Origin of the sequence: Chryseobacterium sp. GM_Chr_2, assembly GCF_026540445.1 — a bacterium.
GTDB lineage: Bacteria > Bacteroidota > Bacteroidia > Flavobacteriales > Weeksellaceae > Chryseobacterium.
This window is the reverse complement of the sequence record NZ_JALNUD010000003.1, coordinates 257,884-272,094: the sequence shown is the minus strand read 5'-3', so window position 1 is coordinate 272,094 and position 14,211 is coordinate 257,884. Positions and strand designations below refer to the sequence as shown.

Below are 14,211 nucleotides of genomic sequence, written 5' to 3'. Positions count from 1 at the left end.
CTTTCTCGTTTTGAGAAAGGATTTTTTGTTAAAAATAAAAGACTGACCTTAACGTCAGTCTTTTTATTCGCTTTTTTATTCTGCTTTATTTTTCAGCGCCATCAAAAGTCCATAAGCTCCTTTCTGAACAATTTTTTTATCTTTCAAATTGTCAGCTTTTAAAATTTCGGTGAATTGATCATCAGAAATCCCTACGTTTACAGGAATCATCTTATATTTCTTGTTCCCTAAATCTTCAAAAACATAATTTTTACTTTCAAAAGAAACCACAGATTCATTCGGTAAACCAATGGTAAATCTACTGTTTATCGTCACTTCTGCATTGATGTACATTCCTTTGATAAAATCCGGATTTGATGTTGAAAGTTTCGCCACAGCAATCGATGAACCTCCATTTTCAATACTTGGAACAATGCTTGCAATTTTTGCCGTCGATTTTTTATCAGGATTTTGATTGTTGTAAACTAAAATTTCCTGTCCGATTTTCACGTCATTTACATCGTTTTCAAATACTTTTAATTCAAGCAATAATCCGGTTGGATTAATCAATTCAAACAAAGTATCAGAAGGATTAATATATTGTCCATTATTCACCAGAATTTTGCTCACAAAACCACTGAAAGGTGCATAAACATTAATTCTACTTCTGATATTGGATGAATTTAAACCTTTTGCATTAATTCCGATAATTCTTAATTTTTCCTCCAAACCTCTCAACGTTGCATTCAATGTTGAATAATCTGCCTGAGCGGTTTGCAAAGTTTTATCACTGGTCGCTTTGGTGATATTCAAATCTTTTTGACGGCTTAAATTCAATCTTGCAGATTCCAACTGCGCTTTCGTCACCAAATAATCCTGTTGCAACTGAATAAATTGCGGATCTTCTACAACAGCTAAAACCTGTCCTTTGCTGAAATGACTTCCGTTACTCACATTAATCGATTTGATATGACCGCCCATAATGCTGGAAACCGAACTGATATGAGACGGCGCAATTTCCACTTTACCATTCAGGCGAACCCGTTTTTGCATTGTTTTTTCCTGAATGGTTGTTGTCGTTAAACCAATCGATTCCAATTGCTTATCCGACATTTGAACCGTATTCTGGTTTTTTTCCTTGAATTTTGTGTTTTCATACACCGTTTTTTCTTCCTCTTTTTTTCCTGAACAGGAAGATAAAATCAGAATTACACTTAAACTGAAGATTGAGATATTTTTAAGATACATTTCGCTTTTATTTTGATAGTAAAAAATTAAGTTCTGCACCGATTTGGTTGAGTCTTTCGAGATTATCAATGTAATCAACCTTTGTTTTCACTGCCTGATTCGTCAGGATTACCCAGTTCAGATAATCGATTTCGCCGACTTCTAATTGTTTTTGAACCGTTTTTAAAATGGTTTCAGACTTTGGAAGCTGTTTTTGCTCATAATTATCAACGATTTTCAGTTGATTGGTGTAATTATTAATTTGCTGTCCGAATCTGTTTTTCAGTTCAATTTCTTTTAATTGATATTGATTTTCTGAAATCACCACTTTCGCTTTCGTAGCTTTTGCCAAAGCTCTCTGACCTTTCGTAAACAAAGGAATTCCAACACCGACTTGAACCGCATTAAAACGATTGTTACTAAGGTTTTTCATACTTTGATTTGTATATCCAACCAATAAATCCGGTAATAATTTAGATTTTTCGAGCTGAGCTTCTGCATCATTGATTTTAATCTGCTGATTTAAATATTGCAATTCAGGATGTTGCCGAATCATTTCTTCCGAAACCTGAAGATTAACATTCATAATCGGTTTGTCCGAAACAGGTTGAAATTTTTCTTCCGACTGAAGCAATAACTGAAGCTGAAGTTTGGCAATATTCAAATCATTTTCAAGCATATCCAATTGCGTTTTTGCTTGTTCATTCTGAATTTCTGCCGTCGATTCCTCCAGAATATTAGTTTCTCCTTTTTTTAGTCTCAAACTCGCTTTTTCTGCAAAACTGCTGTACAGTTTGCTGATATATTCAATCACTTTTTTCTTTTCCTGAAGCGTCAGAATTCGGTAAAAAACATAGGAAACTTCCTTTGTTAATTGTGCTTTCGTCAGGTTTTGATTGATGACACTTGCATTCCATTCTGCATCCAGCATTTGTTTTCTTCTGGTATAAACCGTCGGAAAACTGAAACGCTGAGAAATGGAGAAAGAATTATCAGTTTCAATTCCATTAATTTGTCCGATTTGCGCACTGACTTCCGTTTGTGGAATATCAAGATAACTTGTCTTTAATTTTTCCTGATATTCAGAAATTAATTTTGAGTTTTTTAAAGTTCCATTTTGCTGAAAAGCTTTTTTCAAAGCCTGTTCGTAGGTAATGTTTTCCTGAGCATTCATTATTCCGAAAGACATCAGAAATAATAATGCAGTCAGTTTTTTATGATTATTTGAAAATTTCATTATATTTATTTTTAACGCAATGAGCGCTAAGATTTTTTTAATTGAGACTTTTTATTTTTCGTTCGCAAAGGCGTTTCACTCAGCCAAGATTTAGTTTCTTTTGAACTTTTTCTTTTTACTGATTCGTTCAAATAAGACGTAAAGAATCGGTAAAACGAACAATGTTAAAAGTGTTGCCAACATCAAACCTCCAATAACCACGGTTGCCAAAGGTCGCTGAACTTCCGCACCTGCTCCGTTACTGATTGCCATTGGTAAAAATCCTAAAGAAGCCACGAAAGCCGTCATTAAAACCGGACGAAGACGGATTCTTGTTCCCATTAAAACAATTCGGCTTAAATTTGTAACACCATCTTTTTTCAGTCGGTTGAATTCTGAAATCAATACAATTCCATTTAAAACGGCAACTCCAAAAAGGGCGATAAATCCAACTCCTGCACTAATGCTGAAAGGCATTCCTCGTAATGCTAAAAAGTAAATTCCACCAATTGCAGACAACGGAATCGCCGTGTAAATCAACAAACTATGTTTTACAGAACCGAAAGCGAAGAACAGCAATAAGAAAATCATTACTAAAGAAATCGGAACGGCAATTCCTAATCTGGCTTTGGCTTGATTTAAATTCTCAAAAGCGCCTCCGTAAGAAATAGTGTAACCTGCAGATAATTTTAAATCTTTGTTAACCTTTTGCTGAAGCTCTTCTACAATACTCTGAACGTCTCTTCCACGAACATTGAAACCAATGACAATCCTACGTTTTGTATTTTCTCTCTGAATCTGATTTGGACTTTCTTTTAATTCCACTTTTGCCAATTGCGACAACGGAATTTGTTCACCATTCGGGGTCGGAATCAAAAGATTTTGAATACTTGAAATGTCTTTTTTATGTTCATTATCCATTCTTACTACGACATCAAACTTTCTTTCGCCTTCATACAAAGCACCTGCGGTTTGCCCTGCAAAAGCCATATTGATGACTCTGTTGATTTCTGCAACGGAAATATTGTAACGCGAAAGTTCTGCACGATTATAATCAATCACAACTTGCGGAGCACCGACAACAGGTTCTAAATATAAATCCTGAGCACCATTAACGGTTGAAATAATTCCGCCTAATTTTTTAGCATAAGTCGCCAAACTGTCTAAATCTTCGCCATAAATTTTACAAACCACATCCTGTTTTGCTCCCGTCATCAATTCATTGAAACGCATCTGAACCGGAAACTGGAAACTAGCGGTAAGTCCGGGAATGACCTGTAAGGCTTCGTTCATTTTATCTGAAAGTTCAGGGAACGAATGTGCAGAAGTCCATTCTTTTTTCGGTTTTAAAACAACAATCATATCACCACCGTCCATCGGCATTGGGTCGGTTGGAATTTCTCCACTTCCGATTTTCATCACGACTTTCTCAACTTCCGGAAATTGCTTTAACAAAATCTTAGCGGCTTGTGTTGTCGCTTTTTTCGTTTCTTCGATATTACTTCCCTGAAGAATTCTCATCTCCACTGCAAAATCACCTTCTTCCAAAGACGGAATAAATTCTCCACCCATTTTTGAAAGCACGAAAACTGCTCCTGCAAACAAAACAATAACGGTTGCAATGATTGTTTTTCTGAATTTTAGAGCTTTAATCAATAATTTCTGATGACCGATTTCCACTTTTGCCATCACTCTGTCGGAAACATTATCTTTTGTTTTTTTCTTTCGGCTCAATACCAAAGAACTCATCATTGGAATGTAAGTTAATGACAATAAAAATGCACCAATCAAAGCAAAAGCAACGGTTTGTGCCATTGGTTTGAACATTTTTCCTTCAATCCCCTGAAGCGTAAAAATTGGTAAGTAAACAATTAAAATAATGATTTGTCCGAAAACGGCACTGTTCACCATTTTTGTTGCGGAACTTGAAACCTGACCATCCATTTCAGCTTTTGAAAGCATATTGTCTTTTCCGAAATGTTTTTTGTGGGCTAATTGATGTAGAACTGCCTCAACAATAATCACTGCTCCGTCAACAATCAATCCAAAATCCAAAGCTCCGAGACTCATTAAATTTCCTCCGACTCCGAAAATATTCATCATGATAATAGCAAAAAGCATCGCCAAAGGAATGACTGAAGCGACCAATAAACCCGCTCTGAAATTTCCAAGGAATAAAACCAAGATGAAAACGACGATTAACGCGCCTTCCATTAAATTGGTTTTTACAGTACTAATCGTGTTATTCACCATTTTAGCTCTATCTAAAAACGGCTCAATTACAACACCTTCCGGCAAAGATTCCTGAATTTTATCTAAAGTTTGCTTGATGTTTCCAACAACTTCATTGGCATTTTCGTCTTTCAGCATCATGACAATCGCTCCAGAAACTTCGCCTTTGTCATTATAAGTCATTGCTCCGTAACGAGTTGCAAAACCTATTTTCACCCGAGCCACATCTTTAATATGAACAGGAATTCCTTCTTTTGTATTCGAAACCTGAATATTTCCAATGTCTTCTGCACTTCCTAAAAGTCCTTCACTTCGGATGAAAAGAACGGTTTCTTTCTTTTCGATATACGCTCCACCTGTGTTTTGATTGTTTTTTTCAAGCGCATCAAAAACATCATTTATGGTGATGTTAAAAGCTTGAAGCTGATTGGGATTGATGGCAATTTCGTACTGTTTTAATTTACCTCCGAAACTGCTGACATCGGCAATACCTTTTGTTCCCAATAATTGTCGGCGAATCACCCAATCCTGGATGGTTCTCAATTCAGTTTCATCATAAATATGTTCGTAACCTTTTTTAGCCCGAACAACATATTGAAAAATCTCACCTAAACCTGATGAAATGGGACCTAATTCAGGTTTTCCAATGCCTGCTGGAATATTTTCCTGAACCAATTGCAGTCGTTCCTGAACTTGTTGACGAGCCCAATATACATCAGTATCATCATCAAAAACAATCGTTATCAACGACAATCCGAAACGTGAAAAACTGCGGATTTGAGTAATTCCGCTGATATTGCTGGTTGCCTGTTCGATAGGAAAAGTTACGAGACGTTCGATGTCCGCAGCTCCGTATGAAGGCGCAACAGTAATTACCTGAACTTGTGTACTTGTGATATCAGGCTGTGCATCGATGGGAAGTTTTGTGGTTTCATAAATTCCAAAAAGAATCAGTCCTATGGTAAAAAGACCGATAATGAGTTTATTCTTTACAGAAAACTCAATAATTTTATTTAACATAAAAATTTATTAATTGAATTAAATAGAAATCAACTGCTTTAGAAAAAAATCCTAAAACATTGATATTTAAGTTAAAAATCAATTAACAAAAGCGCGGTGGCTGAAAAATACGGGAAAGATAACTGCTGGAAAAGTCTTTTTCCTGATAAACAGTTGGTTTTTGAGATATGATAATCTCTTTTATTTTTTCGATGTGAAAAATAATTACGGGAAGTTGAGCGTGAACCATCAAAACAACCGGCGGATTGATAAAAGGAAGCTTTTGATCGGTATCCCAATCTGCATCTTTCTTGTGATTATCATAATGTTCCACCAAAAATTCAGAAACAGTTCCCTGATATTCCATTAAATGCTCTACAAATAAAGGCACTTTCAACACTTCACCAACATTGGTTGTTGCAAGCACATAAATCATTGAACATACTATGGAAAACCATCTCAACATGGCCGCAAAGATAGGGCTTAAATTTTTTTTGAAAGAAAAATCTATTGTTAAATTGCCATTAAATATGATTTTATTCTTTGATCAATTCTTCAAGTTGCTGATAAAAAGAGTTTTTACTGTAATCTGCCATTCCGGTATGTTTAAGTCTAATTTTACCATTTTTATCAAGAATTACAGTTGTCGGAAGCGAACCGTTGTAAATTTCTTGAGGAATATTTCCATTTGAAACCCAAAATGGAATGCTATATTTATTCTTTTCTAAGAATTTTTTTCCGGCATTTACATCATCATCAAGATTTATGGTTAGGAATTCTACATTCTGGTTATCTTTATATTTTTCATACATTTTCTGAATAGACGGAAATTCTGCTCTGCATGGAGGACACCACGATGCCCAGAAATTAATGAAAACAACTTTACCTCTGAAATCATGAGTTGAAATACTTTTACCATCTATATCCTTCATATTAAAATCCGTAACAGTAAATGAATCTGCTTTATCTTCAATCTTTGAATTCAATAATCCTGTTGAAACAATCTGTTTCATTACCCATGTTTTTATATCTTTGTTCACTAACAATAGGAAAAAAAAGAAGAAAAAAATGATATTTGCAGCATTTTTCCTTAACCAAAAGCACGATTTTTCCATACTTTCAAAGATAATTATTTTACTGAATACTTTTCGCAAAGTCACTCGGTCTGCAGTGCATCACTGAAAGAAAACTTCTCGTGTAGGCCTGCACACTTTTATATCCTACCTCAAATGCAATCTCTGAAATCGTAAGATCTTCTGAACTCAGAAATTCCAGACTTTTGATAATGCGCAGCATCTGTTGATATTTATTGAGGGTAATCCCGGTTTCAGTTTTAAAAATACGTTCCAAAGTTCTCAATGAAAGCATAGCAAGATCACTGAGGTCTTCCATTTTAAAATCCTGATTATAACGATTGTGAAGATATTCCATTACTTTAGAGAGCCGCTTATCTTTTGGTAGCGTGAGATGTAATTGTAAAGAATTGGCTACAAAGTGAGGAAGTTCATTAAAAAGAGCCTTTAAAAAAGTAGATTCATCCGAATTATTTTCTAAACTTTTAGACCACTTTTCGGAATATTTAATCATTTCCTTTAAAACAGGCGGAACGGAGAAAATTTTCTCCTGATGGTAAAAATCTTCATTACTGTCGATATCCGAAAACATAATCATCAGTTTAATTTTTTCTGAATGTGCATTGGTTTTATGCACTGCATTAGGCGGAATCCACGCTGCATGATTTTGAGGAAGCAGATAAATTTTCTCTTCAATCGTTAAATACTGAAAGCCGCTTTCAACATACACTAGCTGTCCTTTTTTATGAGAATGAAGAATATCATCGTGCTTCCAATCATCTTCAAACCAAACAAAATAGGGCTTTTTTAATTCATCAATTATATTATCATTATTCAAAACAATGTCGTTTTAGGTTAATGTTTTGACAAATTTAAATAAAATCACAAAGCTAATTTTGCTGTAGAAATTTTAAAATATGACAAAAAACGAAACAAAAACAAATATTTCCTACATTTACTTTTGGTAAATGTTTTAATTGTGGTACTGGTATCCAGTAATTTACGCTCACCAATTATTTCTGTTTCTCCGGTTTTAAGCGACATAAAAACCGCACTGGGGCTTAGCAGTTTACAAATCAGCATGCTCACCTCTATTCCACTTTTTATGTTTGCCACCTGTTCGGTATTGGTAAGCCGACTTTCTCATAAGCTGAGCATAAACAGATTGCTGCTTTATTCATTAATCATTTTAAGTTTCGGATTATTTTTAAGAGTTATGGGTTCTCTTTTAACCTTATTTTTAGGCTCGGTTTTTATCGGCTTGGGAATTTGTATCGGAAATGTGGTTACGCCAGGCTATGTTAAAAATAATTTTCCTAAACAGATCGGACTGATGACAGGGATTTTTGCTGTTTCCATGAATATCAGTGCAGCATTGGCTTCAGGATTTAGCATCAATATCGGAAAATGGACAGGCTTTGGATGGCGAGGTTCGTTAGGAGTATAGCTTGTTATTTCATTATTGGCAATAATTGTAGTCATCATCGAAATGATTTTTAATAAAAATAAATTGCAGGAAGTAAAATCGTCGATCAGCAGTTCAGATTTTAATATGTTTAGATCTTCCCAAGCCTGGAATATCAGCATTTTCATGGGATTACAATCACTATTTTATTACTGCATTATAGCCTGGCTTCCGGCATTTCTCACGGATCATCAGATGAATGCCGAGTCTTCCGGCTGGGTTTTGTTTGTCATTCAGATTACGATGCTTCCTATCACTTTTGGAGCTCCGATAATTGCTCAAAAGATGAAAAACCAAAAGGCCATGATCGTTTTTATCCGCAGTTTGATGCTGATAAGCACCTTAATGTTTGCTTTCCTGAAATCAGAATGGATTTATGTAAATGCAGCATTCATAGGATTATCAAATGGTTTGTCATTCAGTCTTGCGATCTTGTTTTTTTCGTTAAGAACAAAATCGAGCGCCAATGCGATCAAAATCTCAGGGATGGCGCAGTCTGTAGGGTATTTAATTGCCGCTTTTGGCCCGCCGGTTTTTGGAAAACTTCACGATTGGGATCCGACCTGGAAAACTTCTTTCTATTTCCTTTCTTTTGCCGTAATAGTTATGCTTTATTTTGGAATAAAAGCGGCAGGAAATAAATTCGTTGAAGATTGATATTTGGTTTAAATAATAAAACCGCCTCGATGGAGACGGTTTTTATTTATTTTTTAATCCATTCTTCTTTTAGAACAGCATAAATTACATCATCAACCCACTTACCTTTCCAAAACAGACTTTTCTTAAAGTGTCCTTCTTTTCTGAGTCCGATTCTTTCCATTAACTTCATAGAATCACCATTATCCGGATCGATGGAAGCCATAATTCTATGTTTATTTAAATCATTAAAAAGAAAATCAATAACACTTTTTAAAGCTTCGGAAGCATAACCTTTACCGTAAAAGAATTTATTTAATGTAATTCCCAATTCTACTTGTAAATTTTCATCTCCGAAAAAATGAATTCCGATATCTCCGATGACTGCTTTTGTTTCTTTGTCCGTAATTAAAATCTGATACCAACTTTCCGGTTGATTGAATTCTTTATTATTTCTTTCAATAAAACTCTCAACATTTTCTAACGTTTCAGGAATCCAGCTTTGAAATTTGTTGGCTTCGGCATCTGAACGATAATCGAAAATGGCCTGTTTATCATCTATTGTAATATCTCTTAAAAGTAATCTTTCTGTAAAAAGCTGCATGATTTTAATTTAATTCAAAACAAAAATAGGGTTATTCATCAAACTTTAAACTAAGAATCTTAAACTTTGAATTGATCTAAAACCTCCAAAATATTTCGATAAACAAAATCCAATTCTTCCGACGTAATGCAATATGGCGGAACAAGATACATTACATTTCCCAAAGGACGCATGATAATTCCTCTTTTTAAGAATTCATTGTATATAATTTTTCCAATTTCATTAAAATAAGAAGTTTGTTTATCATTTTTTATTTCCCACGCTAAAATTGTACCTGTCTGTCTTACATTTTCAACTTTTGAATGCTGTTGTAAAGCTTTAGAAAAAATTAAATTTTTTTCACTGATGAGATTAATATTATTTAAAGTTTCTTCTTTCAACAAAAGTTCCATGCTCGCCAAAGCTGCCGTACAAGCCAAAGGATTTGCAGTAAAAGAATGCCCGTGAAATAACGTTTTATACTTATCATCCGACAAAAAAGCTTCGAAAATCTGATGAGTTGAAGTTGTAATTCCCATTGGCATCGTTCCGCCTGTTAAACCTTTCGAAAAACACATAATATCAGGATTTTCTGATAGATAATTGGCTGCAAATAATTTCCCCGTTCTTCCAAAGCCTGTAAAAACCTCGTCCTGAATCATTAAAATATTTTCTTCCTTACAAAACTTCATTAATTCTGATAAATCTTCTGCTTGATGCATTAACATTCCCGCAGCTCCCTGAATTAAAGGTTCATAAATAAAACATGCAATTTCCTCAGAATGGTTTTTAATAATTGATTTTAAATTATCAAGATTTTCCGAAGTCGGTGTATCAATGAAAATCACTTCAAAAAGCATTTCGCCAAAAGGTTTTGTCCAGACACTTCTCCCGCTCACAGACATCGCTCCAAAAGTATCTCCGTGATAAGCATCTTTAAAAGCCAGAATTTTCATCTTCTCTTTCCCTTGATTATGCCAAAATTGAATGCACATTTTCAAAGCAACTTCAACTGCTGTGGAACCATTATCGGAATAGAAAACCTTCTTTTGATTATCAGGCAAAAATTTCAACAGATTTTCCGAAAGCTGAATGGCAGGTTCGTGTGTAAAACCCGCAAAAATAACCTGTTCCAACGTATTCAACTGCTCCGAAACCCTTTGTGCAATGTAAGGATTTGCGTGTCCGTGAAGCGTCACCCACCACGAAGAAACCGCATCAATATATTGTTTTCCGTTCTCATCAAAAAGATAAATTCCCTTTCCTTTCACAATCGGGATTGCATCTTCTGCTGTTTTCATTTGTGTGTAAGGATGCCAGTTGACGGCTCTGTCGCGCTCTTGTAAAGTCATAAATGATAGTATTATTTGTGTCAATTGTGAATAGTCAATTCGCTTTGCTCGTCAATTTTAAAAATTCACAATTCACCTTTTTAGCACATTGTTTTTTCTCTTTTCATCGGTTTCAATCCTAAAGTCTGCAGCATTTGCATATCTTCCGAAACTCCTGGATTTGGCGTCACCAAAAGGGTTTCTCTTTCTCCCGTGAATATCGAATTTGCTCCTGCCATGAAACACCAACCTTGCTCAAATTCAGTCATTTCAATTCTTCCTGCGCTCAAACGAACCATCGATGAAGGCATGATAATTCTTGCTGTTGCGATCATTCTCACCATTTCCCAAGTGTTTATTTTTTCGTTGTCTTGAAGTGGCGTTCCTTCTACTCTGGCCAATGCGTTAATTGGAACGGATTCCGGATGTTTTGGCATTGTTGATAATGTTAAAAGCATGGAAATTCTGTCTCCGTGAGTTTCTCCAAGACCGATAATTCCGCCTGAACAAACGGTAATTCCAGCTTTTCTTACATTATTGATGGTATTAATTCTATTATCAAAAGTTCTTGTCGAAATAATCTCTTCATAATATTGCTCCGAAGTATCTAAATTGTGATTGTAAGCGTACAAACCAGCTTCCTGAAGGCGAATTGCCTGTTCTTCCGTCAACATTCCCAACGTACAACAAACCTCCATTCCAAGGTCATTTACCCCTTTTACCATATCGATAACTCGGTCAAAATCACGATTGTTACGAACTTCTCGCCAAGCTGCAGCCATGCAAAAACGCGACGAACCATTATCTTTTGCCTTTTGAGCATGGGCAATAACCTGCTCAGTAGGAAGCAAAGCCTGAACTTTGATATTGGTATGATAACGAGCCGCTTGTCCGCAATACGAACAATCTTCGGGACAACCTCCGGTCTTTATGGAAAGCAAAGTAGACATCTGAACTTCCTCAGGATTATGCCATTCACGGTGTACGGTTGCGGCTTTATATATCAATTCAAGAAGCGGAAGATTGTAGATATCTTCGATTTCTTCTTTCGTCCAATCATTTCTCAATTTTGTTTTATCTCTCATCTATTTTCTAATTGTTTTGTAATACTTTCTATATTTTCTTTTGTTATGTTTTCGATATTCGGAATTCTTATAATTTCCGTTTCTGATTGAATATTTTCACAAATAATTCTTTCTGTATCAAAAGGAAAATTTCCGTTAAGAATGAGATATTCCAGTTTTATATTTTTTTGTTTTAAAACTAAAATGGATAGCAAAGTGTGATTTATGCATCCTAAATAATTTCGGACAACCAATGCAACAGGAATGTTTAATTTTTCAATTAAATCAATAATAAAATCTCTATCATTCAAAGGAACCATCAATCCTCCAGCTCCTTCTATAATTAAATTATTTTGAGTTTCAGGAAGTTTAAATTCATTTAAATCAATAGTAATTCCTTCTTCTTTAGCTGATTGATGTGGAGAGGCAGCCAAGTGAAAACGATAAGTTTCAGGATGGCAAACTGTATTTTCTCCAACCCAGCTTTTGATTTTCATACTATCAGAAAAATCCAGATCTCCAGATTGAACAGGTTTCCAATAATCTGCATTAAAATATTTCGTTAAAACTGCCGAACAAACGGTTTTTCCTACTTCTGTTCCAATTCCGGTTACAAATAATTGCATGTAAATTCTTTAATGATATTCGTTAATTGTATAATTTCTTCTTCTGTATTAAAACTATGCAGACAAATTCTCAACCTTTCCGTTCCTTTCTTAACCGTTGGGCTAAAAACAGCATAAGTCAAAAATCCATTTTCAAATAAAACCTCTTTTAAAGTTCTTAATTGATGATTATCAGGAATAATAATCGCCTGAATCGGACTGTTTTCCGAAGAAGGACTTTCCAAATTTTGATCACGAAAAATTTTAATATTTTCCTGAAGTTTAATTGATAATTCATTATTCACATTTAGAAAAATATATCCTTCTTTAATACTCATCCAAAGAAAATCATGCGCCGAAGTTGAATAGATAAAAGGTGATGCAAAATTGATGAGATAAGATTTAATTAAATTATTCGTTAAAATCGCTGCACCATGAGTTCCCAAAGCTTTTCCATACGTAATAACTGTCGCTAAAACTTTATTTTGAAGTTGAAATTTATCAACTAAACCATATCCAAAAACGCCAAAAGCATGAGCTTCGTCAACAATTAAATTGGCATTATATTTTTCTACGATTTCAGCAATTTCATTAATGGGAGCAACATCTCCATCCATTGAATAGAGACTTTCAATGGAAACAGAACAAAGTCCGTCTTGCTTTTTTAAAATCCTTTCTAAATCCTCAACATCGTTATGTCTGAATTTTAATTTTTTAGCATTCGACATTTTACATGCATCATGCACAGAACGATGAATTTGTTCATCAACAATAATCGTATTATGACGAGCCGGAAGTGTCGAAAACAAAGCTAAATTTGCATTATAACCAGAAGGAAAAAGCAATGCCGATTCATATTGGTGCTCTTTAGCAATAAGTTCTTCAGTTTTAATTACAACAGAGCTATTTCCGCTTATCAATCTTGAACCTGTACTTCCTTTTAGTAATTCAGGATTTTCTGTGATTTTTTTTAATAATAAGTCTTGAAAATCTTTATTTCTTGCTAATCCCAAATAATCATTAGAATAAAAATCTATTCCTTTATACTTTTGCCTTAAAATTCTTAACGTTCCGTTTTTTTCTCTTTTTTCTAAAGCTTCCTTAAAATGATGAAATTTATTCTGCATAATTTAATTGCAAAACTTCTTCTGAAATCGCATTGATCCATTGTTCATGAAGTCCTTTTTCAATATTTAAAATAACTTCAGCATGAATTTTCCAATCTTTCGAAAATTCATCTAATTGATTAATCATTTCCTCCAAATGTCCTTCTTCTTCCAAAATAATTGACTTAACCATAATTTTTGACGAAGTTTTTGTCAAAATATCCTGATACACCGGATACAATTCATCGGCACGAACTTCAATTGCATAAGTGACAAAAAGATAAGCTGCAAATTTTAATTCTTCTTTATTTAATTTAAAATGTTGTTGAAGATATTTACAAGCTTTAATGTCAAGAGAATGAAGATATTGTCGCGTTGCAATGGAAGCCAATAGTTCATTACTTTCGTAAGTTTTGCATAATTTAGAATCAATTTTTCCGATTTGTTTTTTCAGATAAAAAGCATGGCGATGTTCTTCCGTTGCATGTTTTAATTGAATTAAACTAACTTTCGTTGGATGCTCGCAAGCAGAAATTTTTCTCGCTCCTGCATTTTCCATGAATGAAAGTGTATTCAGCCATTTTGCATGAGTTTTATTGTGATGAACAATTCTGTCTAAAAGATTGTAAAAATCCATTCTTTTTTGTTTTGGTTCAAAAGTAGTATATTGCCGGATGGTTAAATGGTGCCAGTTT

The 14,211-nt window shown here is 34.4% G+C and carries 12 protein-coding genes and 1 pseudogene; 1 reads left to right on the top strand and 12 read right to left on the bottom strand.

The genetic code is table 11. From position 1 onward, the window contains the following. Nucleotides 1–75: 75 nt before the first annotated feature. From OXQ85_RS06800 to OXQ85_RS06775, 6 genes are all read right to left on the bottom strand, one after another. A complete protein-coding gene (locus OXQ85_RS06800; protein ID WP_267403071.1) occupies nucleotides 76–1,227 on the bottom strand; it encodes an efflux RND transporter periplasmic adaptor subunit in 1,152 nt (383 codons plus the stop codon). Between the two features lie 7 nt (nucleotides 1,228–1,234). Continuing rightward, nucleotides 1,235–2,443, bottom strand: coding sequence for a TolC family protein (locus OXQ85_RS06795; protein ID WP_267403070.1), 1,209 nt, complete (start codon nucleotides 2,441–2,443; stop codon nucleotides 1,235–1,237). A 90-nt stretch (nucleotides 2,444–2,533) separates the two neighbouring features. Then, a complete protein-coding gene (locus OXQ85_RS06790) occupies nucleotides 2,534–5,674 on the bottom strand; it encodes a CusA/CzcA family heavy metal efflux RND transporter (protein ID WP_267403069.1) in 3,141 nt (1,046 codons plus the stop codon). Nucleotides 5,675–5,756: 82 nt separating this feature from the next. Then, entirely contained in the window at nucleotides 5,757–6,089 is a 333-nt protein-coding gene (locus tag OXQ85_RS06785) for a hypothetical protein (RefSeq protein WP_267403068.1), read from the bottom strand. A 100-nt stretch (nucleotides 6,090–6,189) separates the two neighbouring features. Next, the gene (locus tag OXQ85_RS06780) at nucleotides 6,190–6,666 is read right to left on the bottom strand and encodes a TlpA disulfide reductase family protein (protein WP_267403067.1); all 477 of its coding nucleotides are present in this window, start codon (nucleotides 6,664–6,666) and stop codon (nucleotides 6,190–6,192) included. 121 nt (nucleotides 6,667–6,787) lie between these two features. After that, on the bottom strand, nucleotides 6,788–7,564 hold the full coding sequence (locus OXQ85_RS06775) for an AraC family transcriptional regulator (protein WP_267403066.1): 777 nt from the start codon (nucleotides 7,562–7,564) through the stop codon (nucleotides 6,788–6,790). Between the two features lie 243 nt (nucleotides 7,565–7,807). On the opposite strand from OXQ85_RS06775, the pseudogene OXQ85_RS20685 reads away from it, so the two are divergent. Beyond that, nucleotides 7,808–8,848, top strand: a pseudogene (locus tag OXQ85_RS20685) (MFS transporter). Between the two features lie 46 nt (nucleotides 8,849–8,894). Here OXQ85_RS20685 and OXQ85_RS06760 read toward each other — a convergent pair. The 6 genes from OXQ85_RS06760 to OXQ85_RS06735 all read right to left on the bottom strand — a co-directional run bounded on the left by OXQ85_RS06760 (nucleotide 8,895) and on the right by OXQ85_RS06735 (nucleotide 14,153). After that, nucleotides 8,895–9,431 carry a GNAT family protein gene (locus tag OXQ85_RS06760; protein ID WP_267403063.1) on the bottom strand — a complete coding sequence of 179 codons (537 nt, stop codon included), beginning with the start codon at nucleotides 9,429–9,431 and terminating at the stop codon, nucleotides 8,895–8,897. 59 nt (nucleotides 9,432–9,490) lie between these two features. Further along, nucleotides 9,491–10,762: an adenosylmethionine--8-amino-7-oxononanoate transaminase gene (gene bioA, locus OXQ85_RS06755; RefSeq protein ID WP_267403062.1), complete on the bottom strand. Its 1,272-nt coding sequence runs from the start codon at nucleotides 10,760–10,762 to the stop codon at nucleotides 9,491–9,493. Between the two features lie 80 nt (nucleotides 10,763–10,842). Beyond that, nucleotides 10,843–11,826 (bottom strand): biotin synthase BioB, encoded by a 984-nt coding sequence (bioB, locus tag OXQ85_RS06750; protein WP_267403061.1) that lies wholly within the window; start codon nucleotides 11,824–11,826, stop codon nucleotides 10,843–10,845. Further along, nucleotides 11,823–12,431 carry a dethiobiotin synthase gene (gene bioD / locus OXQ85_RS06745; protein ID WP_267403060.1) on the bottom strand — a complete coding sequence of 203 codons (609 nt, stop codon included), beginning with the start codon at nucleotides 12,429–12,431 and terminating at the stop codon, nucleotides 11,823–11,825. Before bioD ends, bioB begins: the two co-directional genes overlap by 4 nt. After that, complete coding sequence (locus OXQ85_RS06740) at nucleotides 12,416–13,537, bottom strand: pyridoxal phosphate-dependent aminotransferase family protein (protein ID WP_267403059.1); 1,122 nt, start codon at nucleotides 13,535–13,537, stop codon at nucleotides 12,416–12,418. Before OXQ85_RS06740 ends, bioD begins: the two co-directional genes overlap by 16 nt. Further along, nucleotides 13,527–14,153: a hypothetical protein gene (locus OXQ85_RS06735; RefSeq protein ID WP_267403057.1), complete on the bottom strand. Its 627-nt coding sequence runs from the start codon at nucleotides 14,151–14,153 to the stop codon at nucleotides 13,527–13,529. Before OXQ85_RS06735 ends, OXQ85_RS06740 begins: the two co-directional genes overlap by 11 nt. Nucleotides 14,154–14,211 lie beyond the last annotated feature (58 nt).

Excerpts from the sequence above, each read along its gene's own strand:
- OXQ85_RS06790 (WP_267403069.1), bottom strand. The coding sequence starts at position 5,674 with ATGTTAAATAAAATTATTGAGTTTTCTGTAAAGAATAAACTCATTATC.
- OXQ85_RS06740 (WP_267403059.1), bottom strand. The coding sequence starts at position 13,537 with ATGCAGAATAAATTTCATCATTTTAAGGAAGCTTTAGAAAAAAGAGAA.
- bioD (WP_267403060.1), bottom strand. The coding sequence starts at position 12,431 with ATGCAATTATTTGTAACCGGAATTGGAACAGAAGTAGGAAAAACCGTT.
- OXQ85_RS06780 (WP_267403067.1), bottom strand. The coding sequence starts at position 6,666 with ATGAAACAGATTGTTTCAACAGGATTATTGAATTCAAAGATTGAAGAT.
- OXQ85_RS06800 (WP_267403071.1), bottom strand. The coding sequence starts at position 1,227 with ATGTATCTTAAAAATATCTCAATCTTCAGTTTAAGTGTAATTCTGATT.
- OXQ85_RS06795 (WP_267403070.1), bottom strand. The coding sequence starts at position 2,443 with ATGAAATTTTCAAATAATCATAAAAAACTGACTGCATTATTATTTCTG.
- OXQ85_RS06760 (WP_267403063.1), bottom strand. The coding sequence starts at position 9,431 with ATGCAGCTTTTTACAGAAAGATTACTTTTAAGAGATATTACAATAGAT.
- bioA (WP_267403062.1), bottom strand. The coding sequence starts at position 10,762 with ATGACTTTACAAGAGCGCGACAGAGCCGTCAACTGGCATCCTTACACA.
- OXQ85_RS06735 (WP_267403057.1), bottom strand. The coding sequence starts at position 14,153 with ATGGATTTTTACAATCTTTTAGACAGAATTGTTCATCACAATAAAACT.
- bioB (WP_267403061.1), bottom strand. The coding sequence starts at position 11,826 with ATGAGAGATAAAACAAAATTGAGAAATGATTGGACGAAAGAAGAAATC.
- OXQ85_RS06785 (WP_267403068.1), bottom strand. The coding sequence starts at position 6,089 with ATGATTTATGTGCTTGCAACAACCAATGTTGGTGAAGTGTTGAAAGTG.